Annotated in this window: 18 protein-coding genes; 12 read left to right on the top strand and 6 right to left on the bottom strand. The window is 60.4% G+C overall.

Going from position 1 to position 20335, the window contains the following annotated elements; translation table 11 throughout:
• Positions 1–81: 81 nt before the first annotated feature.
• From Enr8_RS00345 to Enr8_RS00310, 8 genes are all read left to right on the top strand, one after another.
• The gene (locus Enr8_RS00345) at positions 82–654 is read left to right on the top strand and encodes a hypothetical protein (RefSeq protein ID WP_146428642.1); all 573 of its coding nucleotides are present in this window, start codon (positions 82–84) and stop codon (positions 652–654) included.
• A gap of 16 nt (positions 655–670) precedes the next feature.
• Positions 671–1348: a DUF6931 family protein gene (locus Enr8_RS00340; protein ID WP_146428641.1), complete on the top strand. Its 678-nt coding sequence runs from the start codon at positions 671–673 to the stop codon at positions 1346–1348.
• Complete coding sequence (locus Enr8_RS00335; RefSeq protein WP_146428640.1) at positions 1345–1917, top strand: DUF6931 family protein; 573 nt, start codon at positions 1345–1347, stop codon at positions 1915–1917. Before Enr8_RS00340 ends, Enr8_RS00335 begins: the two co-directional genes overlap by 4 nt.
• A 30-nt stretch (positions 1918–1947) precedes the next feature.
• On the top strand, positions 1948–2460 hold the full coding sequence (locus tag Enr8_RS00330; RefSeq protein WP_146428639.1) for a hypothetical protein: 513 nt from the start codon (positions 1948–1950) through the stop codon (positions 2458–2460).
• Between the two features lie 4 nt (positions 2461–2464).
• The gene (locus Enr8_RS00325; protein ID WP_146428638.1) at positions 2465–2758 is read left to right on the top strand and encodes a PAAR domain-containing protein; all 294 of its coding nucleotides are present in this window, start codon (positions 2465–2467) and stop codon (positions 2756–2758) included.
• A 223-nt stretch (positions 2759–2981) separates the two neighbouring features.
• Positions 2982–3422: a hypothetical protein gene (locus tag Enr8_RS00320; protein WP_146428637.1), complete on the top strand. Its 441-nt coding sequence runs from the start codon at positions 2982–2984 to the stop codon at positions 3420–3422.
• Positions 3423–3496: 74 nt separating this feature from the next.
• Positions 3497–4291, top strand: a complete 795-nt coding sequence (locus Enr8_RS00315; RefSeq protein WP_146428636.1) for a thymidylate synthase — start codon at positions 3497–3499, stop codon at positions 4289–4291.
• Complete coding sequence (locus Enr8_RS00310; RefSeq protein ID WP_146428635.1) at positions 4288–4779, top strand: dihydrofolate reductase; 492 nt, start codon at positions 4288–4290, stop codon at positions 4777–4779. The genes Enr8_RS00315 and Enr8_RS00310 overlap by 4 nt, the downstream gene beginning before the upstream one ends.
• 82 nt (positions 4780–4861) lie before the next feature.
• Here Enr8_RS00310 and Enr8_RS00305 read toward each other — a convergent pair whose 3' ends face one another.
• Positions 4862–5464 (bottom strand): TPR end-of-group domain-containing protein, encoded by a 603-nt coding sequence (locus tag Enr8_RS00305; RefSeq protein ID WP_186767345.1) that lies wholly within the window; start codon positions 5462–5464, stop codon positions 4862–4864.
• A gap of 291 nt (positions 5465–5755) precedes the next feature.
• Positions 5756–6664, bottom strand: coding sequence for an HDOD domain-containing protein (locus Enr8_RS00300; RefSeq protein ID WP_146428633.1), 909 nt, complete (start codon positions 6662–6664; stop codon positions 5756–5758).
• A 392-nt stretch (positions 6665–7056) separates the two neighbouring features.
• On the opposite strand from Enr8_RS00300, the gene Enr8_RS00295 reads away from it, so the two are divergent.
• Positions 7057–7380: a hypothetical protein gene (locus Enr8_RS00295; RefSeq protein WP_146428632.1), complete on the top strand. Its 324-nt coding sequence runs from the start codon at positions 7057–7059 to the stop codon at positions 7378–7380.
• Between the two features lie 7 nt (positions 7381–7387).
• On the opposite strand, the gene Enr8_RS00290 is transcribed toward Enr8_RS00295, so the two are convergent.
• Positions 7388–8845 (bottom strand): DUF1501 domain-containing protein, encoded by a 1458-nt coding sequence (locus Enr8_RS00290; RefSeq protein ID WP_146428631.1) that lies wholly within the window; start codon positions 8843–8845, stop codon positions 7388–7390.
• Between the two features lie 52 nt (positions 8846–8897).
• The gene (locus tag Enr8_RS00285; RefSeq protein WP_246119895.1) at positions 8898–11759 is read right to left on the bottom strand and encodes a DUF1553 domain-containing protein; all 2862 of its coding nucleotides are present in this window, start codon (positions 11757–11759) and stop codon (positions 8898–8900) included.
• Positions 11760–12092: 333 nt separating this feature from the next.
• Between Enr8_RS00285 and uvrA the strand changes: the two genes are divergently transcribed.
• Entirely contained in the window at positions 12093–14963 is a 2871-nt protein-coding gene (gene uvrA, locus Enr8_RS00280) for an excinuclease ABC subunit UvrA (protein ID WP_146428629.1), read from the top strand.
• Positions 14964–15098: 135 nt separating this feature from the next.
• On the opposite strand, the gene Enr8_RS00275 is transcribed toward uvrA, so the two are convergent.
• On the bottom strand, positions 15099–16718 hold the full coding sequence (locus Enr8_RS00275; protein ID WP_146428628.1) for a Kelch repeat-containing protein: 1620 nt from the start codon (positions 16716–16718) through the stop codon (positions 15099–15101).
• A gap of 412 nt (positions 16719–17130) precedes the next feature.
• On the opposite strand from Enr8_RS00275, the gene Enr8_RS00270 reads away from it, so the two are divergent.
• Positions 17131–17802, top strand: coding sequence for a DUF3386 family protein (locus tag Enr8_RS00270; RefSeq protein WP_146428627.1), 672 nt, complete (start codon positions 17131–17133; stop codon positions 17800–17802).
• Positions 17803–17892: 90 nt separating this feature from the next.
• Positions 17893–19212 carry an outer membrane protein assembly factor BamB family protein gene (locus tag Enr8_RS00265; RefSeq protein ID WP_146428626.1) on the top strand — a complete coding sequence of 440 codons (1320 nt, stop codon included), beginning with the start codon at positions 17893–17895 and terminating at the stop codon, positions 19210–19212.
• Positions 19213–19414: 202 nt separating this feature from the next.
• Here Enr8_RS00265 and Enr8_RS00260 read toward each other — a convergent pair whose 3' ends face one another.
• A complete protein-coding gene (locus Enr8_RS00260) occupies positions 19415–20323 on the bottom strand; it encodes an LpxI family protein (RefSeq protein ID WP_146428625.1) in 909 nt (302 codons plus the stop codon).
• Positions 20324–20335: the final 12 nt, after the last annotated feature.

Genomic DNA, 20335 nt, shown 5'->3' with positions numbered 1-20335 from the left:
AATGCCTGTCGGATGGGCTGAGGTACAGCGGTAAGATTTTCAGGACGAACATCGACGCGTTTAGAGAGAAAGCGAAAGACAATGAACAAGAATCACATCCTCTGGGGCTCCCACACGACCACCGCCTACGGCGGCGTCCTGGTCGAAGCGAAAGGATATGGCGTCGACCTAGCCGCGACCGGCCTGGACGGACAAGTCAACATTCTCGCCACCACCCAGGTCCAACTCACCAGCGGACTGGGGATGATCTCGGTCTCGGGGTCCGACACAGGAAGCACCATCTGCGTCTCGGCCGGCGAAGTGGGGCAAATTCGTCAGATCGTCGGCGTGCCGGAAGCTGGCGCCAGCCTGCAGATGGAGCCGGAGTCGATCACGATCAACGTCGGACCGTTGGCCGGAGGGGCCAGCATTACGATGACGCCCGAATCGATCATTTTCAAAGTGGCGGAAAACACGCTCAGCATCACGCCGGAGGGGATCACCGAAACGGTCACCGACACGATTCGCTCGGCCACGCCGGCCGGTCATGTGCTGGAAGCGGCGGACGGTTCGCTGGAAGTGACGCCGGCGGCGATCTCGCTCGAAGCCCCGACGATCGAAGTGACCGGCGACGCGATGATCACGATGGAAGGCGCCCTGGTCAACATCAACTAGCCCTCAAACGCGAACAATGCACGCTCCCCAACCCGCGAAGAAATGCGGCTGTGATGGCTCGCACAAGCACGTTCCGCCGACGCCGCGCGTCGTCCAGCCGCCGCTGCGCGGTGATGCGGCTGCGGCGATTGTTTGCCAGCGGATGAAGTTGCGACTGTCGCTGGCTGCGCGGCGTCAGTTGACTTCACAGGTTTCGTCCGAACATTATTTCGCCCGCCTGCTCACGGCCGACCTGGACGCTGACGCCCGCAAGTTTTTGGCGGCTGCGCTGCCGGTGCGCCGGGCATTGTGGTGGAGCGTCTTGGCGATTCACGATTCGCTCGGGTCCGACGAAGCGGAGCAAGCCAGTCGCTTGGCGCCGGTGGTGCAGTGGATCGCCCGACCGAGCGATGCCGGACTGATCGAGGTTCGCCGCCAAGATCGAAAAGTCAAACGCAACCGTTTGTGGGGCTGCCTTTACCAGGCGACCTACGCCGCCGCCGGTCGCGTTAGTCCGCCAGAGCGACAACTGGTGGTCGCGCCGCCTGAGATGTCGCGGCGGTTTGTGGCGGCGCTCGTATACATGGCTTCGGTCCATGGCGGGTCGCTCGGTTATCGCGAGCGACAACGCCGCTACTTACTATTGGGACAAAGTTTAGCGAACGGTCCGGCCCCCTGGTCGCGACGGTCGGCAATGGTGCAGGAGACGACATGACCGGAAAAGAAGCGAGTCAAGCGGCGGCGCTGTGCGACTTGTCGGAGCCCGCCCAGAAGTTGCTCGCCCAAGAGCCCGAGAGCGCCCGCTTTTTCAAGGCGCTGGTCGATGGCGAGATGCATGACGACGCGCTGCAATTTGCGTCGGCTTGCCTGGCGCCGATGGATCGCTTGTGGTGGGGCGTGTTGTGCGTCTGGGAGTCGCTGCGTCCTGACGTCAACGATGACGATGATCTGCTGTTGCAGATGATGGTTGGCTACCTGCGGGAGCCGAATGAAGACCTGCGGTGGAAGTGCCGCACGATGTCGAAACGGAAAGAAGTGTCCCCTCATTTGAAAATGCTGGCCCACGCCTTGTTTCACTCGGGCGAGAGCGTCACCCCGCCCGGCGGTCCACAGTTGAAGCCCAGCCTTAAGGTTCCGATTGCGCTGATCGCGACGGCGGTCCGATCAGCCGCTACCGCCTGTGGGCAGAAGGCGAAAACAAGTATGAAGCCGGAGTTCCTGCGTCTGGCGATGGAAGTAAGTCGCGGGCAACACAACCTGGCGATCGACGCGGCGGCGACGTAGGGCGATTTCCAACCGCAAGGAGTAAAAACTATGAGCCTTGATTTGGGCGACTTTCAAAACCTGATGGGCGATGTCGACACCTATATCGGCAAGATTGCCGATGCGCAGTCGCGGCTTGTCAACCAACAACATCGCGATCTGTTCGAGGATCTGCTGACCAAGATGCGAGAAGCTCGCCAGGAAGCGGAAGTCTCCGTGCCGGCGGCGATCAACAGTTTGAACGAGCGCAAAGAACGGGTCAAAGAGAAACTGAAAAAGCTGAATGACGAAGCGCCGCAGCGCAAGGCGCGTCGCGAAGCGCTCGTGAAGCAGGCGAAGGAAGCCAAAGCCCGGCGCGAAGCCGACAAAAAGAAGATCCTCGCCAAGCCGGTCAAGCCAAAGCTGGCCAAAGTCAAGATGCCGAAGGGTTGGGGCGACCAGCTGAAAGACGAACTGCTGAACAAGTTTGGCAAGTTGCCCGCCGCCCCGATGTCGGCCCCCCGCGACGCTGCGATCTGGGACGACTGGCAATGGAACGGCGACAAACCGTTGGGCGAGGGCTAAACCGATGGGACAACCCGCCTCCTGCATCTCGTTCATGCAAGTCTGCCCGATGGTCGACGTGCTGGTGCCGCATGTCGGCGGCCCGATCGTCGGCCCTGGCGCCGTGACGGTCTTGGTCGCCGAACTGCCGGCGGCCCAGATGAGCAACACCTGCGTCTGCGTCGGACCTCCGGCAACGATCATCCTCGGCTCGATGACGGTGCTGCTCGAAGAAATGCCGGCCGCTCGGATGGGAGACGAAACCGATCATGGCGGCGCGATCGTCTTGGGCGTGCCGGACGTGTTGATTGGCGAATAGCAGTCCGTTGATTTTCTCGACGGACTGCTTGATCGCATCGATGCGATCCCAAAATAGCGACGTAAGTCGTTATTTTGCGAGCCGCGAAGAGCGATGCTCTGAGCCTGGCGAGGTTGGAAAATGCCACGAGGGCATTTTCCAACAGGCAGATAGTCGTTTGGGCGATTGCGGTCCGCTATAATCATCGTCGCTTTGGCCCGGCACGATTTGCGGAGACCGATCGATGAATGGCAAGTTCGCCTTGGCGACGCTGGTTGGCGTTTGGCTCGCCATCAGTGGATGCGGTTTGGACTTCGATTCGATCGTGACCCCGACTCCTGAGAAGATCCGACTTCTCGAAGAGTCAGCCCAGCTGAAAATCCCCACATCTTCGACGCCGCTCTTATGGCGCGAGTCGCATGGCATCGACATGGCGATTTGGCTGAAAATGAAAATCCCGGCGGCCGATCTGGCGAGTTTCTTCGCCGCCTCGCCGATCAACCCGAAAGAATTGTCGAGCAGCGATTCCTCGCGAATCGACGACTTTCGCGGCTTCTTTGCCGCTCCTCCCAAAAAGTATCGAGCCGGTCAGTACAAGTTACCCCAGGCCCAGTGCCTGAACGTCCTGATCGACGAGGACGACCCGGCGGAGAAAATCGTCTATTTGATGTGGCACGAAACGTAGTTCTCCCGCTTGCGCGGCGATCCGCAGCGGTTCGCTACTTGCGAAAACTGCGCCGCTGGGCAATCATACTTGGCATGCGACAATATATTGATCTCATGCAGCGTATCTTGGACGAAGGAGTCCGCAAGGAAGACCGGACCGGTACCGGTACGCTTAGCATCTTTGGGCATCAGATGCGGTTTCGCCTGGCCGACGGATTTCCGGCCGTGACGACCAAAAAACTGCATCTGCGATCGATCATTCACGAACTCCTCTGGTTCCTCAAGGGCGAAACCAACGTCGCCTACCTGCGAGAGAACAAAGTCACCATCTGGGACGAGTGGGCCGACGAGAATGGCGAACTCGGCCCGGTCTACGGCTACCAGTGGCGATCGTGGCCGACCTCCGGCGGCGGGCACATCGACCAGATCAGCAGCCTTGTCGAACAGATCCGGACCAATCCCGACTCGCGGCGGTTGATCGTTTCGGCCTGGAATGTGGCCGACGTGCCGCAGATGAAGCTTCCCCCCTGTCATCTGCTGTTCCAGTTTTACGTCGCCGAAGGGAAGCTGTCGTGCCAGTTGTACCAGCGCAGCGCCGACGTCTTTTTGGGGGTGCCGTTCAACATCGCTTCGTACGCGCTGCTGACGATGATGATCGCCCAGGTGACCGGGCTCGAGCCAGGGGACTTTGTCCATACCTTCGGCGACGCCCATCTCTACGCCAATCACATGGAGCAGACGCAACTGCAACTTTCGCGCGATCCCCGGCCGTTGCCGACAATGCGGATCAATCCCGACGTGACCGATCTGTTCGCGTTCAACTTTGAAGACTTCGAGCTTGTTAACTACGACCCGCACCCGCATATTTCGGCGCCGGTGGCGGTATGACGATTTCTTTGATCGTGGCGGCGTCGGAAAATGGCGTCATCGGCCGCGACGGCGACATGCCCTGGCGACTGTCGAGCGACTTGCAGCGTTTCAAAAAGCTGACGATGGGCAACATCATCGTCATGGGCCGCAAGACGTATGAGTCGATCGGACGTTTGCTGCCGGGCCGACAAACCGTAATCGTCTCACGTCAGGCAGGCTACCAGGTCGAAGGCGCCATCGTTACCTCCAGCATTGAGGAAGCGGTGAAGGTTCCATCCGCCGCCGGAGAATTGTTCATCGTCGGTGGTGGCGAGGTCTACGCGCAATCGATCGACTTGGCCGACCAGATCTATCTCACGCGCGTGCATATCCAAATTGAGGATGGCGACGCCTTCTTTCCAGCCCTTGATCTGCAAGAGTGGGAACGGGTGGAAGCGACCGAAATTGCCGCAGACGAGAAGAACGACTATCCAACGACGTTCGAGATTTGGCGTCGGCGAGGCTAAGCGGCGCCTGCGTAACCCACCTTTAGCTTGCAAGCACATTGTTGGGCCAGCGCTGCACCAAAAACCTACAACGGACGAAACTCTAGGCGATTAGATTCAACAGCCCGATAAACTCGGGGTCATGGCGGATCGCATCAAAGTCAGGCTCGTTGCCGACCAGTTCGCGAAAGCTGGAGTTGATCTCGCAAGCCTGCGCCAGATACTCCAGCGACAGCCGCACGTTTTTCGCCAGCGCCCAATAGCACGACAAGTTGTAGTGGATGATCGGCTGCGCCGGATCTTGGCACATCGCCTCTTCCAGCGCTTCGATCGCCAGGTCCAAGCGGCCGAGTCGCTTGTACGACCAACCTAGCGCCAGCCAGACATGCACATCGGCCGGATCGTCATCGCATACGCGGCGGAGGCAATCGATCGCTTTGTCGTGTTCGTCGAGCGTGCGGTACGTTTGACCGCGCAGGTAGAGCGTATCGCTGGAAGCTCCGTCGAGCCGATCAATTTCGTCCAGCAGCGAGATCGCTCGCAACGCGACGCGGCGCTTCGCTTCGATCGAGGCGGACAATTGGGAGGAGGCCGAGAGGATCAGGTCGAGGTAACCTTCGACTTCGCGGATGCGACGCAAACGCCGCGTTTCCTGCAGGCTGTTCATATCGGGACGTCCCAGTTTGGTTTCGGATGGCTTTTCCATTGTTCGCTGAGGGACTGCCATGTTCCAGCGCCGAACTGTAAAAAATTTTACCGACGGGCAAGTCGGACGCCAAATTCTTGTCGCACAAGTACGAGGCGAAAAGTGCAATCGCGTTCAGATTAAACGACTTATGCCGCAGCGACGCATTTGGCAATCTTTGGCGGTGGTCGAAATACCCCCCGCTGATCGCTAGCACTATGGTCGCGAAGAGGCGCAAAAAAACGCCGCGGACGAAAATCGCCCGCAGCGCCTTATGCACTGGGTAGAAATCTGCAATTAACTGTCGCTCTCCTACGCCTGCGACGGTTCCTGCGGCTGCGGGTGGAGCGTGTCGACCAGCGACTGGGCCGGGGTCGACAGTTTCAGGACCGGCGCGAATTCTTCGAATTCGACGTCGATCTGCGCCAGCAGTTCTTCGATCGAGGGGCCATCCCCCCGCAATTGTTCATAGTACTGGATGAAGGCGTCGCGATCGGCCCACGCGTCGTCATTGCTGGCCGGCAACAAGGCCGACAAGGCGACAGACACCTTGCCTGGCTCTTCCGGTTGGTTGACCAGGTTGGCGATATCGGTGTGCGCTTCGATCAACAGGGCGAACTCTTCCGGCAGGCTCCAGCCGCGAGCGATAACGCCACCCGCTTCGGCATGGTCCCAACCGAATCTCTCCCGTTCCAACTCCGACAGGCGGTGTTCGCCGCTGGCGCGGCTGATCAACAGGTCGGCGTATTTCTCCGGCAATTCCTTCGCCAGCAGCGGCACGGCCATGTCTTGCAGCAAGGCGGCGGCGAACAGATCTTCCGAGTCTTTCAGGCCCAGGATCTTGCCCATCGCCCGAGCGAACAGGCCGCGACGCAGCGAGTCTTGCCACAGGTTCTTCAGGTCGAACGGCCCACTTTTCGGATTGGGCATCAAGCTGAAGACGGCGCTCCAGAGCGCGAAGTTTTTGATCGTGCGAATCCCGACCAGCGTGATCGCCAGCTTCACGCTGGAGATTTCGCGAGAGAAACCAAAGTACGACGAGTTCACGAATCGCAACACCTGGCCGGTAAGACCCGGATCGGATTCAATCGGTACGGCGAATTCCGCAGGTCCGTTCTCCGGATCTTGCGAGAGTTCTAGGAGACGGATCGCGCTTTGCGGCAAAGCCGGAAGCTGTGCGCCCGCCAACAAATCTTTGAGCTGCTTTGAAGAGTCTGTCATTTTTTTTCACTCTACCCCGGTGCTGAAATTCCTAACCCAAGCCGCCGGAACGACGCGAATGAGAGTTCCACCCCGAAACGTAGGTTACGTGATCCAGCGAAGCAAACTCCCGAAGATCGATTACCGGAGATTCATCGAGCGCGAAACGGACCAAGTTTGAGCAACCTCGGCGGCCAGTCGCTATAATCAGAACCTGGCGCGTCGCTTTCAGGAAACATGCATGTTGCCTAAACGCGACCGCCGGCCTCAGCAGGGATGCGAAGATATTCGCTAAGACGTTACGCAACTTGCAGTTAACGTCGGCAAAGGGCATTTAGGCACGGAGATTGCTTTTTAGGGTCAGGTACCAACCAAACCCAATCGCATCCTTGCCGTTATCGCGGAAAACCGCTTTGTTACGCACCATCTTGCTAATCGCAACTCTGCCGCTCGCCTTTTGGTTGGCGACCTCTGCGGTGATTCCGATGGCCGACTATTCGCCAGCCGAAACCGCCCAAGCGTCGCCAGAACCAATCGAGTGGCGTCATACGGTCGACGGCTGGGAACCGGTCGAAGAGTTGCAAGTCGAGGCGCCTGCCGATCGCCAACCGCCGATCCATCCGCTGACGCTGTTGCCGTTGGTCGTCGCGGTGGCCCTATCCGCTCTGCTGGCGTTTGAGCCGCAGGAAACGGCCGCAACCAGCCAGAACGATACAGATGGAGGAAAACCGCTCTAACGCGGCACTAAGCCAAGATCCCCGGCACCACTTCGCCATGAACGTCGGTCAGCCGGAAGTTGCGACCAGCGAACGGATACGTCAGTCGCAAGTGATCCATCCCCATCAGATGCAGGATCGTCGCTTGCAGGTCATGGACATGGACCTTGTTCTCGGTGACTCCAAAACTAAGTTCGTCAGTCGCGCCGTACGAGATGCCCGGCTTCACGCCGCCGCCTGCCATCATCAGCGTAAAGCACTCCGGATAGTGATCGCGGCCGAGTCTCGCACTTGCAGCAGTTCGTCCTTCGCGGAAGGGCGTGCGGCCAAATTCGCCGCCGCAAATGACGAGCGTATCGTCCAGCATGCCGCGCTGTTTCAAGTCTTGGATCAGCGCCGTGACCGGTTGATCCATTCCTTTCGATTTGTTCCGCAACCCGTCTCCCAGCGCCAAGCCATCGCTGGTGCCATGGAAGTCCCAGCCCCAGTCGAACAGCTGCACGAAGCGAACCCCCTGCTCTACCAGCCGACGCGCAAGCAAGCAGTTGGCGGCGAAGCTACCGTCCCCTGGTTGTGCGCCATAGCTGGCCAAGGTCGCGGCCGTTTCCTGCGACAGGTCCATCGTTTCCGGCGCCGAGGCCTGCATGCGATAGGCGAGTTCGTACTGCGCGATGCGCGTTTCGGTTTCGGGATCGCCCAGCACATGGGCCTGCGCCTGGTTGAGATCACGAATCGCGTCCAGCGACATCCGCCGCACGTCGCTTGACATTCCTTTGGGGTTCGAGAGATACAACACCGGGTCCCCTTTGGAACGGCACTGCACGCCTTGAAAGACCGAAGGCAGAAAGCCGCTGCCCCAGGCGCTCTTGCCGGAGCTCGGATTCGACCCGCCCGAGTTCAACACGACGAAGCCCGGCAGGTTTTGATTTTCCGATCCCAGGCCGTATGTCACCCATGATCCCATCGACGGACGACCTAGTCGCGGCGAACCGGAGAAGAGCAACAATTCGGCCGGGGCATGATTGAACTGATCGGTGTTCATCGACTTGACGAAGCAGATGTCGTCGACCACTTCTTCGAGATGCACCATCGCGTCCGACAGCCAGGCGCCCGACTCGCCGCACTGGCGAAACTTGTGGGGCGTACCGAGCAGCGTCGGGGTGCCTTTGGTGAACGCGAACTCTTTGCCATCGAAGAACTGCGCCGGGCAGTCTTCGCCGGTGCGTTTGATCAGTTCCGGCTTGTAGTCGAACAGATCGAGATTGGGCGGCGAGCCAGCCAAGTGAAGATAGATCACCGACTTCGCCTTGGCCGCGTAGTGCGATTTGCGGGGCGACATCGGCTGCGAAGGATTGACCTGAATCGTGTCCGCCGCGGCGTTATCGGCCAGCAGCGAACCAAGCGCCAAGCCGCCGACTCCCATCTGCAAGGCGCCCAAGAAGTGCCGTCGCGTGATCGATTGCAGTTGTTGAAGTCGCGGATTCATGATCAGGCTTCGCGGTAAGGATATGGAATTGGAACGTGTCGCGGCAAAGTGGCTACCGCGACAAAAACTCGTCCAGGTTCATCAGCACATTGCCGACCAACGTCCAGGCAGCCAGCTCGGCGGCGTCGGCGCCTTCGGGAAGCGGCCCCAGCGGATCGGTCGCGATTGTCTTGGCCATCTCGGGCTGAGCCTGATACTGGGCGAGCGCCGCTTGCCACAGTTCTAGCAGCCGCGCTTGCTCGGCTGCGGTGGGCGCCCGGCTAAGGCAAAGCCGAAACGCGTACACGATGCGGTCGTCGTTCGTTTCGCCCCCCTGTTTGACCACGCGGCGAGCCAGCGCCTGCGCCGCTTCGACATAGACCGGATCGTTCAGCGTCACCAGCGCTTGCAGCGGCGTGTTGGTGGCGATGCGGCGAATCGTGCAGACTTCGCGACTGGGCGCGTCAAACGCCATCATCGATGGATAGGGCGTCGTCCGCCGCCACTTCGTATACAGGCCGCGACGATAACGGTCTTCGCCGGGACTCGGATCCCAGTCGGTCGAACCGCCAAACGCCGAGCTCATGCCCATCTTCGGCTGCACCGGGCGAACCGACGGGCCGTACATTTTCCGACTAAGCAATCCACTGACCGCCAGGGCCGAATCGCGAACCATTTCGGCCGACAAGCGGAACCGCGGACCACGGCTGACCAGCCGATTGCCGGGATCAATCTCTAGCTTCTGGGGCGTGACGATCGCCGCCTGACGATAGGCGGCCGACTCGACGATCAGCTTCAGCGTTCGTTTGATGTCCCAATCATGTTCCATCAGGTCGACCGCCAGGTAGTCGAGCAGCGGCTGATTGACCGGTAGCTCTCCTTGCGATCCGAAGTCTTCGCTCGTTTCGACCAGGCCAATGCCGAAGAGTTGTTCCCACAACCGATTGACCGCCACGCGGGCCGTCAGCGGATTGTCGCGGGCAACCAGCCACTGCGCCGCGCCCAAGCGATTGGCGGTTGCGCCTTCCGGCAGCGGGTGGAACTCGGTCAAGACGCCGGCTTCGACCTGATCGCCATGCGATTGGTAGTTGCCTCGAATCTGGATGAACGTTTTGCGACGTTTGTCGGCCGGAAGCTCTTGCATGATCGGCGTTTTGATCGGGCGAACCGCGGCGAGCCGCTTCTTCAAGCTCTCGATCTGTTTCTCTTTCGCCGCTATTTCCGGTTTCTCGGTCGCGGCAACCTTGGCGATCGCCGCGAGGAAGGCCTCGTCTAGGTCCTCGCCATTTTTAGGAATGTTGAATTCCACGAAGCTGGCGAACGGCGCTGCGCTTTCGTGTCCCCAGATCGGCTGGCGGTCGGCGTCAAGCAGTACAACCCGATACGGGGCCAGTCGCGAGAACAAATCGCCGTCGGTCCGATTCCACAGCACGACCTTCTCGATCGCGACCGCTTCTTTCAGATCGAGTTCCCACCACGGATTGGTTTGCGTCGCGGTGTGGGTCGTGCTCTTCGCGTTGAAGTAGTGCCCATCAGTGATCCCGTCGATCGCCAGCTTGGCCTGACCATCGTAAGCGACGCTTGCCTGCGATGCGACGCCGCGCGGCGCGATGTTCTCGCCATCGACGATCACTTGCACTTCGGCCAACGACAAGATCTTCCCTTCCCCCAGATTCTCGACGCGAATATACCGGGCCGCCAGCGGACCGGTGGGAGGCGCTGACGGTGAAGGAGTCGCTTGCTTCAGTTTTTCCAGCTCTTGCTTGGCATGCTCCAGACTCTTGGTCAGGGCCAACTTGCGGGCCATCAGCTCGGGCGTCCAGGTTTCCTGATTCGGCGATTCATCACCGCGGTCGGCGTCGGCCGATTGATTGAAGATCGCAAAGAACTGAAAGTATTCGTGCTGCGTGATCGGATCGTACTTGTGCGTGTGGCATTGGGCGCATTCCATCGTCAGTCCCATCCAGGCCTGGATCGTGGTGTTCACCCGATCGACAACGGCGGCGCTGCGGAACTCTTCGTCGTTGGTTCCCCCTTCGCTGTTGGTCATCGTGTTACGATGAAAAGCGGTGGCGATCAGCTGGTCTTCGGTCGGCGAAGGCAACATATCGCCGGCCAGTTGATCGATGGTGAACTGATCAAACGGCTGGTTGGCGTTGAGTGCCTGGATCAGCCAGTCGCGATACTTCCAGATGCTCCGCTCCGGATCTTGGGCGTAGCCGGCCGAGTCGGCATAGCGAGCGATATCGAGCCACGGCCGAGCCCAACGTTCGCCATACGCGGGATCGGCCAGCAAACGATCGACCACTTTCTCGTAAGCGTTGGGATCGGTATCGGCGACGAACGCGTCGACTTCGGCGACGGTCGGCGGCAAGCCGGTCAGCGCCAGCGAAACCCGTCGCATCAGCGTCGCCCGATCGGCCTCAGCGGCCGGTTGCAACTGATGCGCGTTCAGCTCTTTCAGGATAAAGTGATCGATCGGGTTGTTGGCCCACTTGAGTCCCTGCGGCGTTGGCAACTCGCTTTGGACGGGCGGCTCAAACGACCAGTGGCGGCGGTACTGGGCGCCTTCGGCAATCCAGCGGCGGAAGAGTTCCACTTCGGCCGGAGTCATCTGCTTGCCCGATTCGGGCGGCGGCATCCGCGTGAACTCATCGCCGGTCAATCGGGCCAGCAGTTCGCTTTCTTCCGGGTTGCCGGGGACGACGGCGATCTGGCCGCTGTCCGATTCGCTGGTCGCTCCTTCCCTTTGATCGAGCCGCAGGCCCCCTTCGCGCGTTTCCGCATCGGGCCCGTGGCAGTGGAAACAGTTGCCCGACAACAGCGGGCGAATATCGCGGTTGAAGTCGATCGGCTGTTCCGCCGCAGCGATGCTGATACTCAGCAGCAGCGACGGCAAGGAAATAATCCAGCGGATGCAAATCGTTCGCGGCATCATTTGAAAGCACCAGAAAACGAGCGGGCGGGAAGGTGGAAGGGAGGGCGAAGACCCGTTGATTGTCTCCGATTGGCGCCGGCTGATCGATCAAAATCGAGGTCCGTTTACCAATTAAATTGCGCGAGCGACCCATATCGAAAGCCATTTCTGACAAGAATCGCCAAATTGGTGGGAAACTGCCCGCAATATGCCCTGCATTCCCCTCTGTGGTGCTTGTTTAAGGCAGCCGCCGATTGTGAGAACGGGGCTGGCGTGTTAGTCTGAAAAGATTCGTAACCGCACTTTGGTCGCCGATAGGGGCGGCACTCGACTCTCTTCTCGAAAGCTGACGTGGTGCATCGCGAGGAAAACACGCTTCCGGAATCGCCTACCGACTTCATTCGAATTCGTGGGGCCCGCGTTCACAATCTGAAAAACGTCGATCTCGACATCCCTCGCAATCAGCTGGTCGTCTTCACCGGCCCCAGTGGTAGCGGGAAGAGTTCGCTCGCCCTCGATACGTTGTTCGCCGAAGGCCAACGGCAATATATCGAAAGCCTCTCGGTTTATGCGCGGCAGTTCCTCGATCAGATGGAACGCCCCGACGTCGACCTGATCGAAGGCTTGCAGCCGACCATCTGCATCGACCAACGTGCCGGCAGCCAGAACCCCCGCAGTACCGTCGCGACGGTGACCGAGGTTTACGACTACCTACGGCTCTTGATGGCGCGATTGGGGCAACCGCATTGCTGGAAGTGCGACGTCCCGATCTCACAGCAAACGCCGGAGCAGATTCAAGATCGCCTGCTCGCCCTGCCCGACCAGACGAAGCTGATGGTCCTGGCGCCGATGGTCCGCGGCCGGAAAGGCGCCCATCGCGAAGAGATCGACAAGATTCGCAAGGCTGGTTTGTTGCGGGCTCGCGTCGATGACGACGTTTACGAGCTCGATCAGATTCCGGAGCTCAATCCCAAGAAGTCGCACAGCATCGATGCCGTCGTCGACCGGATCATCGTCCGCGAAGGTTTGCGGAACCGGATGGGCGAATCGGTCGCCCTGGCGCTAAAGCTGGGGGAAGGCCGAATGCTGGCCTGTTATCTGGACGTCGACGCCATCGACGCCAAGCATCCCAAGGGAACGTGGCGCGATGAGGTTTACAACACCGAACTCGCCTGCCCCAGCTGCGGTCTCAGCTTCATCGATATCGAACCGCGGACCTTCAGCTTCAACAGTCCGTATGGCGCTTGCCCGGTCTGCGAAGGCTTGGGCGCCAAGGAAGAGTTCGACGCCGAACTGGTCGCCCCTGACATGTCGCTGTCGGTCGAATCAGACGCGATTGTCGTCTGGAAGGCGCTGACCGCGGCGACGCAAAAGAAGCATCTCGCCGCGGCGGTTGAGTTTTTGAAGAAGCACAAAGTCGAGCCGTCGACTCCCCTTGCCGAGATCCCGCCGAAGACGCTGCGGCAGCTCTTCCACGGCGATGAGAAGAAGTATCTCGGCATCTTGGTGATGCTGGAGAAAGAGTTCGTCACCACCACCCGCAAAGCGCGACTCGATCAGCTGGCCGCCTTCCGGGCCGAAGTGATCTGCAGCGCTTGTAAGGGATCGCGGTTGCGGCTGGAAGCGACCGCCGTCCGCATTGGCGACAAGGCGGTGCACGAGATCACGGCGATGAACGTCGCCGAGGCGCGCCAATTCTTCCAGCAGCTGACCTTCCCCGAGCATGAGCTTCCGGTCGCCGAACCGATCGTCCGCGAGATCATCAAGCGGCTCGAGTTTCTCGAGAAAGTCGGCGCCGAGTACCTGACCCTCAACCGCGCCGCCGACACCTTGAGCGGCGGCGAACTGCAGCGCGTGCGCCTGGCGACCGGCATTGGGTCAGGCTTGGTTGGCGTCTGCTATATCCTGGACGAACCGTCGATCGGGCTGCATCCCCGCGATAACGAGCGGCTGATCAGCTCGCTGACCGATCTCCGCGATCAGGGGAATTCGGTCCTGGTGGTCGAGCATGACGAAGCGATGATGCGGATGGCCGATCGTTTGATCGACATCGGCCCGGGCGCCGGCGGCGACGGCGGTCAGGTGATGGCCGATGGCACGCCGCTAGAGGTGGAAGCGACTTCCGACTCGATCACCGGGCGGTATCTGTCGGGCAAGAGCAAGATTGAGCTTCCAGAGAAGCGCCGCCGGATCGCCAAGACCCGTTCGATCACGATCGAAGGGGTGACGACCAACAACTTGAAAGACGTCTCGGTGCTGGTTCCGTTGGGTGCGCTTGTCTGCGTTACCGGCGTCAGCGGATCGGGCAAAAGCTCGCTGATCAACGAGACCTTCGCTCCGGCGCTGCTCAAACGGTTGAACACGCCGACCGCCAAGCCAGGCCCGCACAAAAGTCTCCGCGGCGCCGCGAATGTCGACAAGGTGATCCCGATCGACCAGTCGCCGATCGGCCGCACCCCGCGCAGTAACCCGGCGACCTACACCGGCGTCTTTGACGAAATTCGCAAGGTCTACGCCGGCACCCGCCAGGCGAAGCAGTATGGCTACAAAGCGAGCCGCTTCAGCTTCAATGTCCAGGGTGGTCGCTGCGAAGCCTGTCAGGGACAAGGTCTGCAGAAGATCGAGATGAACTTCCTGCCTGACCTGTTCGTTACCTGTGCGACTTGCCGCGGCGCTCGGTTCAATCGCCAGACGCTGCGGGTGCGCTACAAAGACAAGTCGATTGCCGAAGTTCTCGATATGCCGATCCGCGACGCGGTCAGCTTCTTCGAGAACATCCCAATGATCCACCGCACGCTGGCAAGTCTAGACGACGTTGGTCTCGGCTACTTGTCGCTCGGCCAACCTTCGACGACCCTCTCGGGCGGCGAAGCGCAGCGGATCAAGCTGGCGACCGAACTGGCGCGGGTCGATACGGGTTCGACGTTGTACCTGCTCGACGAACCGACGACTGGTCTCCACTTCGAGGATATCCGCCGCTTGCTCGACGTGCTGAACCGTTTGGTCGACAAGGGGAACACGGTGCTGGTGATCGAGCACAATCTGGACGTCATCAAGTGCGCCGACTGGATCATCGATCTGGGCCCCGAAGGTGGATCAGGCGGCGGCCAAATCATCGCCGCCGGCTCGCCCGAAGAAGTGGCGGTGGTCGAAGAAAGCTACACCGGCCGATTCCTCAAACCGCTGCTAAACGGCCGCGTCGCCGTGGCCGAAAGCGAGTGAACATCGACCTTTGGCGCCATGCTCTTGCGGCGTCTTCGCCGGATGAACATGTCTTCTTGGCAACGGCGCCCATCAAAAAAACGCGAGCCGGATCCGGCTCGCGTTTCGAGTTTCTTGAAGTTCGCTGCGTAGCGACTACTTTAGGTTCACCACATCGACTTCGCTGAATTTGCCGATCATCATGCTGGCCCCGCCGAGCAGGATCAGTTGATCGTCGCCGACCGGCAGCATGCGGTGGAAGAAGCGTTCGTTGGTCAGACCGCCAACCGTTTCCCACGACTGACCGTCATCGGCCAGGCGAACCAAACGGCCGCTCATCGTGCTGACGTAGAGCTTGCCGTTCAGGGCGAACGACGAGGTGCCGAAGCCGTCCATGTTGCCGCCGGGCAGTTGGGGGCCTTCGCTCCAGGTTTTGGTTTCCGGATCGTAGACAGCGACCTTGGTGGTCGGGCCACCCTTCTCTTGCATACCGCCGATCGAATAGATCTTGCCATTGGCGGCGCCGACCGAGTTGGCCCGACGCTTGAACGGCTGCTCGGGCAGCGCGGTCCACTGGGCGTTCGGCTTGCTCAGGTCGAGCGAATAGGCGGTGTTGTGCCAGGTCGAATCTTCGTCTTCGCCATTCAGGGCCCAGCCGCCGATCACATAGATCACGTCGCCGACGACCACGGCGTCAAACGACGAACGCGGCTGCGGCAGTTTCGGCAGTTCGGTCCACTTGCCGGTCTTCAGATCGAAAGCGGCGACGTCGGCCTGCGAGACCAGGTTGCGGCCTTCTTCCTCTTCTTTGTTCAGCGCGGTGAAGCCGCCGATGCGAACCAGCTTGTCGCCGTGAGCGACCATTGCCAGACCTTGCAAACGGGGGCCTTCGGCGACCGTTTCCCACTTCGCGTCTTTCTTCAGCGGCAACTTTTGCAGCGTGCCGTTTTGCGCTTCGTTGTAGTAGTGATGGGCGTCGCCGGAGTGGCCGCCATAAACGTAGACGTCGTCGCCGACGATCGCGGCGCCAAAGCTGGTGACCGCTTCCGGTAAATCGGTGAAGGCGCTGATCGACTCGTTTAGCTTGGGGATGACCGGCAGCGTCAGCGTGGTGTAGTGACGGACGCTGTCGTACTTGTCGCCGTTGGCTTCGCCTGATTTGTTCTCGACGTACTTCACGCGAATCGCATAAAAGCCAGCCTTGTCGGCGGCGAACTTGGCGATCCCTTGGGCGTCGGTTTCGACCTTCACCGGTTCGTCAGTGGCGCCATCGATCGTCACTTCGGCGCCTTCGACCGGCTTGCCGGCAAAGGTGACCGTCAGTACCCCTTCGCCATCCTTCAGCGTCGGCACGACGTCCAGCGAGACCAACTTCGACGCGTCGCGCTTCCAGGCCGACTTGCCCAGCGTCGGGCCCGTCTTGGCGTTGTACTGCAGCAGGAACTTGTCGTCGCCGCGCTGCATCACGCCCAGCGTGCGGGTGAGTGCGAACAGCGAATCGCCGCGCCCTTTCAGTTCGTCCGACTTCAGCTCTTCGTCGGCCAGGGTGAATTTGATTTCTTCCGGCTCTTTGTCGTCAAAGACTTTGAAGGCGACGGCGTCTTCAACCCGCTTCAGGATCGCTGGCTCGTCGGCGTAGGGACCTTCCGAGAAGTAGAGGTTCAGCACCTTCGGGTTGTCGCTTTCGACCAGCCACAGAAAGTGAGCTTGGGCCGGACCGGCAATCGCCGCCATCAGCAGCGCCGCAGTCAGCGCGGTTGTCATTTTATGCAACATGAAACGTTTCCTTCGCCAAGTGGTTGGGAGCACGGCGCCTGGAACCTATTGGACCAGATCGCGGAATGCGGGGGGATGGGAATCGGCTGTGAGAATCGTTGCCGGGCTGGCGGGAATCTTGCTGGCGAAGGCTTATTGAGATTTGATCTCACTCGTCTAGCTTACCAGTTCCGCTTTTGGCGTCAATTGGCCATTTCGGAAAATCGGCCGCCGAAACCCGCTGTTTCCCCGGATTCTCGGGAATTCTGCCCACTTCCGCCGGCGGCCGCTTGCCTCTTCCTCAGCCGGCGGATAGCCTTTCGAGAATCAGTCTCATTTTGTTGCGTGGTCAGCTCGCCAGCCGAATTTGTCGCCAGCTATGCTTCGACGCCCTCCAAATTCGCGCCACTTCCTCCCTTAGGAAACCTAGCTGATGATTCGCCGAGCCTGCTGCCTATTACTGTTGTGCGCCGCTCCGCTGGCGGCCGCCGAGCCGACTTCGACCGAAATGACCGCCGCCCAGATGATGGCGGATGCCCGCGACAACCGGATCGTCTGGAATGGAATTCCTGGCTTTACCGCCGAGCTGGTCGTCTCGCTCGACGACAAGACCGAGACCGGCGCGATCGATGTCAGCGCTGACGGCGAGATGGAAATCACCGGCGTTTCGCTGGCCGAAGACAAGACGATCGGCCGCGCGCTCAACTCGCTGATCGCCCATCGTTTTCGGGACGAAGCGAACGAAGCCGGCGAAGAAGCCGAGTTCGACCCGAAAGACCAAGGCAACGCGCTCGGCAAGCTGATCGAGAAGAGCGGCGGCGCGATGACCAATCAGTCGCGGGTCAAAGATGGGGTGATTCACGAGGTGATTCGCCGCTCGGCGACCGGCTCGTTCACCATTACCGTGGTCAACGTTTATCGGAACCCGGAAGGCAAGTACCTTCCGCAAGTCTTCACCATCAGCAACTGGGACGCCGAGGGGAATCTAACTGCCTGCGCGACGGTCGAACAACCGCTGGCAGCGGGTCGGCGACTGGGATTTGCCAGTCAGCCACACCGCGATTCGGACCTCGGATCAGGGAGAGCGGAAGGTAGTTCGTGTTGAATTTAACCAACCGCAGCTGAAAACAAGGTAAACTTGGTAGTCAATTCGACCTCCCTACGAATCAAATTCCCTTTATCTGCGAGAAACGATATGCATGCGGTTTCCTGTTTAGTCCTGCTGAGCGCCATGGCGGTCGGCAGCGACAATTGGCCCGCGTTTCAAGGCGCCGGAGTCGAAGCTCCCGCCGCTGATCAACTGCCGCTGAAATGGTCGCCTGACAGTAACATCGGCTGGACCGCCGACCTGAAAGGTTACGGACAGTCGAGCCCGATCGTTTGGAACGGCAAGGTCTACGTCACCTCGATTGACGGCCCGAACAAGGAGTCGAACATCGTCACTTGCTTGAACCTGGCCGACGGCAAACAGCTGTGGCAGAAGGAGTTCAAGTCGTCGCTGCCGATCAAGAGCAGCACCTACGTCAGCCGCGCGGCGCCGACCCCGGCCGTTGATCAGTTGGGCGTTTATGCCTTCTTTGAAAGTGGCGACATGATCACCCTGTCGCACGACGGCGAACAGCTGTGGAGCAAGTCGCTGATCGCCGAGTATGGCGAGCTGAAATCGAACCACGGCCTGGCCGCTTCGCCGGCTCTGAGCGAGGACGCGGTGATCTTGCTGGTCGAGAATGACGGCCCCTCCTACATCGTCGCCTTCGACAAGAAGACGGGCGAAGCGATCTGGAAGACCGATCGCGAAAGCAAGATCAGCTGGAGCTCGCCCCGCGTGATCCAGACCCCTGGTGGTCCGCAAGCCATCGTCAGCAGCAGCGGCACGGTCGATGGTTACGACGTGATCAATGGCAAGAAGCTGTGGACGATTGACGATCTCGGCGGCAACACGACCAACACGCCGATGCCCTACGGCGATGGGGTATTTTTGGTGGGCGCTTCGGCCGGTCGCGGCGAAGAGTCTGGCGCCGGGGCCAAACGCTCGAACATGGCGGTTCGCGTCCGTGAGTCGGATGCCGGAGCGACGGCTGAGGTGTTGTGGCGAAACGAGAAAGCGTCTTCGTCGTTCAGCACCCCGATCGTGCACAACGGCGTCGCCTATTGGGTCAACAAGAGCGGCGTCGTGTTTGGCGTCGATGTCGAAAGCGGCGAGACCCTCTTCACCGAGCGCCTGTCGCAATCGTGCTGGGCGACTTCGCTGGGGGTAGGCGATCGCGTTTACTTCTTCGGCAAAGATGGCAAAACGACCGTCGTGAAAGCGGGCCCCAAATGGGAAGTGCTGGCCGAGAACATGCTATGGGATCCGGAAGCGGAACAACCCGCCGCAGCGCCAGCCGCCGAAGGGAAAGAAGGTGGTCGCCGCGGTCCGCCAGGTTCTTCGGGACCGGTCCTGTACGGCTATGCGGCGGTGCCCGGTAAGTTGCTAATTCGCACCGGGCCGAAGCTTTATTGCATCACGCCATAAAGAAAAGCGGAAAGCCGAAAGCGGAGAACGCATCGTAGCCAGAGGCGCGAGCCGAGGGAATGCGTTCATCGCTATCGAAAGAGAAACCAACTGAACACGGCCGCAAACCAGATTTGCGGCCGCTTTTTCGTAGGGCAGGCCGTGCCTGCCGGAATCGCAAACGTATCCATGTCGGCAGGCACGGCCTGCCCTACCCGGATCGTTACGCCGCGACGGCGTCTTCGTCGGTCAGCACTTCGCCCAGCCGGCCGCCGGTGGCGGCCAGTACCGCGATGCCCAGCTCGTTCGCTTTGGCGAGCACTTCTTCGCGATCGACGATGATCGTCTTGTCCGCTTCGATCACGAGCGCTACCGCGCCCGAGGCCTTCATTGTTTCGATCGTGCCGACGCCGATAGTCGGCACGTCGAACCGCATATCTTGTTGCGGCTTGGCGACCTTGACGATGGTGAACCCGCCGGATCGGCAGAGCTGACCGGCGCGGCGGATGCACTCGTCGGTCCCTTCGACCGCTTCCAGCGCCAGCGCGGTTTGACCTTTGATCGCGACGCTTTGGCCGGTGTCGAATTGGCCGATCGTTTTGGCCAATCGCCAGCCGTACTCAACGTCGGCCAACTGTTTTTTGCTTAACGGTTTGCCCGCCAGGTGTCCGAATTGGACCAGCAGATCAGGAGCGTAGTCGGTCGCAGGCACGAACTCGATTCCTTTCTTCAAGAACGCGCGGCAAATGCCGCCCAGCAGCGTGTCGTCTTTGCGGTCTTTCGTTCCCAGCAGGAAGTGGGGCGCGAAAGTCCAGGCGCCATACCAATCGGGAAAGTGATTCCACAGCACGTTCCGGTCGAACAGCCGCACCTTGTGAACCTTGCCGACCATCGTGGCGGTCTTCACGTGGTTGCGGTGATAGAAGCGAACGCACTTGCCGAGCTGCCCGAGCCCGATCCACTCGTGCGAAGTCGAGAGCTCAGCCAGGATCGGATCGGCGTGGTCTTTGATCAGCAGCGTGTGCACGGCGTAGCCGCGCCGCGTAAGTGCGGTTACCACTTCGATCGGCAGGCGTCCCCATCCGGCGAGCAAACCGAACGGCGGCTGTTGCGTGGTTGCGTTAGAATTCATGGCGTCCTTGCT

The sequence above is a fragment of the Blastopirellula retiformator genome, assembly GCF_007859755.1.
Lineage (GTDB): Bacteria > Planctomycetota > Planctomycetia > Pirellulales > Pirellulaceae > Blastopirellula > Blastopirellula retiformator.
Note: the sequence above shows the minus strand (reverse complement) of the source record. Positions and strands in the feature narration are given on the sequence as shown.

What these genes read in the sequence shown, in the direction of transcription:
- Enr8_RS00270 (WP_146428627.1), top strand. Translation starts at nt 17,131, where the DNA reads ATGATTCGCCGAGCCTGCTGCCTATTACTGTTGTGCGCCGCTCCGCTG.
- Enr8_RS00310 (WP_146428635.1), top strand. Translation starts at nt 4,288, where the DNA reads ATGACGATTTCTTTGATCGTGGCGGCGTCGGAAAATGGCGTCATCGGC.
- Enr8_RS00305 (WP_186767345.1), bottom strand. Translation starts at nt 5,464, where the DNA reads ATGGAAAAGCCATCCGAAACCAAACTGGGACGTCCCGATATGAACAGC.
- Enr8_RS00325 (WP_146428638.1), top strand. Translation starts at nt 2,465, where the DNA reads ATGGGACAACCCGCCTCCTGCATCTCGTTCATGCAAGTCTGCCCGATG.
- Enr8_RS00260 (WP_146428625.1), bottom strand. Translation starts at nt 20,323, where the DNA reads ATGAATTCTAACGCAACCACGCAACAGCCGCCGTTCGGTTTGCTCGCC.
- Enr8_RS00315 (WP_146428636.1), top strand. Translation starts at nt 3,497, where the DNA reads ATGCGACAATATATTGATCTCATGCAGCGTATCTTGGACGAAGGAGTC.
- Enr8_RS00335 (WP_146428640.1), top strand. Translation starts at nt 1,345, where the DNA reads ATGACCGGAAAAGAAGCGAGTCAAGCGGCGGCGCTGTGCGACTTGTCG.
- Enr8_RS00265 (WP_146428626.1), top strand. Translation starts at nt 17,893, where the DNA reads ATGCATGCGGTTTCCTGTTTAGTCCTGCTGAGCGCCATGGCGGTCGGC.
- Enr8_RS00285 (WP_246119895.1), bottom strand. Translation starts at nt 11,759, where the DNA reads ATGCCGCGAACGATTTGCATCCGCTGGATTATTTCCTTGCCGTCGCTG.
- Enr8_RS00330 (WP_146428639.1), top strand. Translation starts at nt 1,948, where the DNA reads ATGAGCCTTGATTTGGGCGACTTTCAAAACCTGATGGGCGATGTCGAC.
- Enr8_RS00320 (WP_146428637.1), top strand. Translation starts at nt 2,982, where the DNA reads ATGAATGGCAAGTTCGCCTTGGCGACGCTGGTTGGCGTTTGGCTCGCC.
- Enr8_RS00340 (WP_146428641.1), top strand. Translation starts at nt 671, where the DNA reads ATGCACGCTCCCCAACCCGCGAAGAAATGCGGCTGTGATGGCTCGCAC.
- Enr8_RS00300 (WP_146428633.1), bottom strand. Translation starts at nt 6,664, where the DNA reads ATGACAGACTCTTCAAAGCAGCTCAAAGATTTGTTGGCGGGCGCACAG.
- Enr8_RS00275 (WP_146428628.1), bottom strand. Translation starts at nt 16,718, where the DNA reads ATGTTGCATAAAATGACAACCGCGCTGACTGCGGCGCTGCTGATGGCG.
- Enr8_RS00290 (WP_146428631.1), bottom strand. Translation starts at nt 8,845, where the DNA reads ATGAATCCGCGACTTCAACAACTGCAATCGATCACGCGACGGCACTTC.
- Enr8_RS00345 (WP_146428642.1), top strand. Translation starts at nt 82, where the DNA reads ATGAACAAGAATCACATCCTCTGGGGCTCCCACACGACCACCGCCTAC.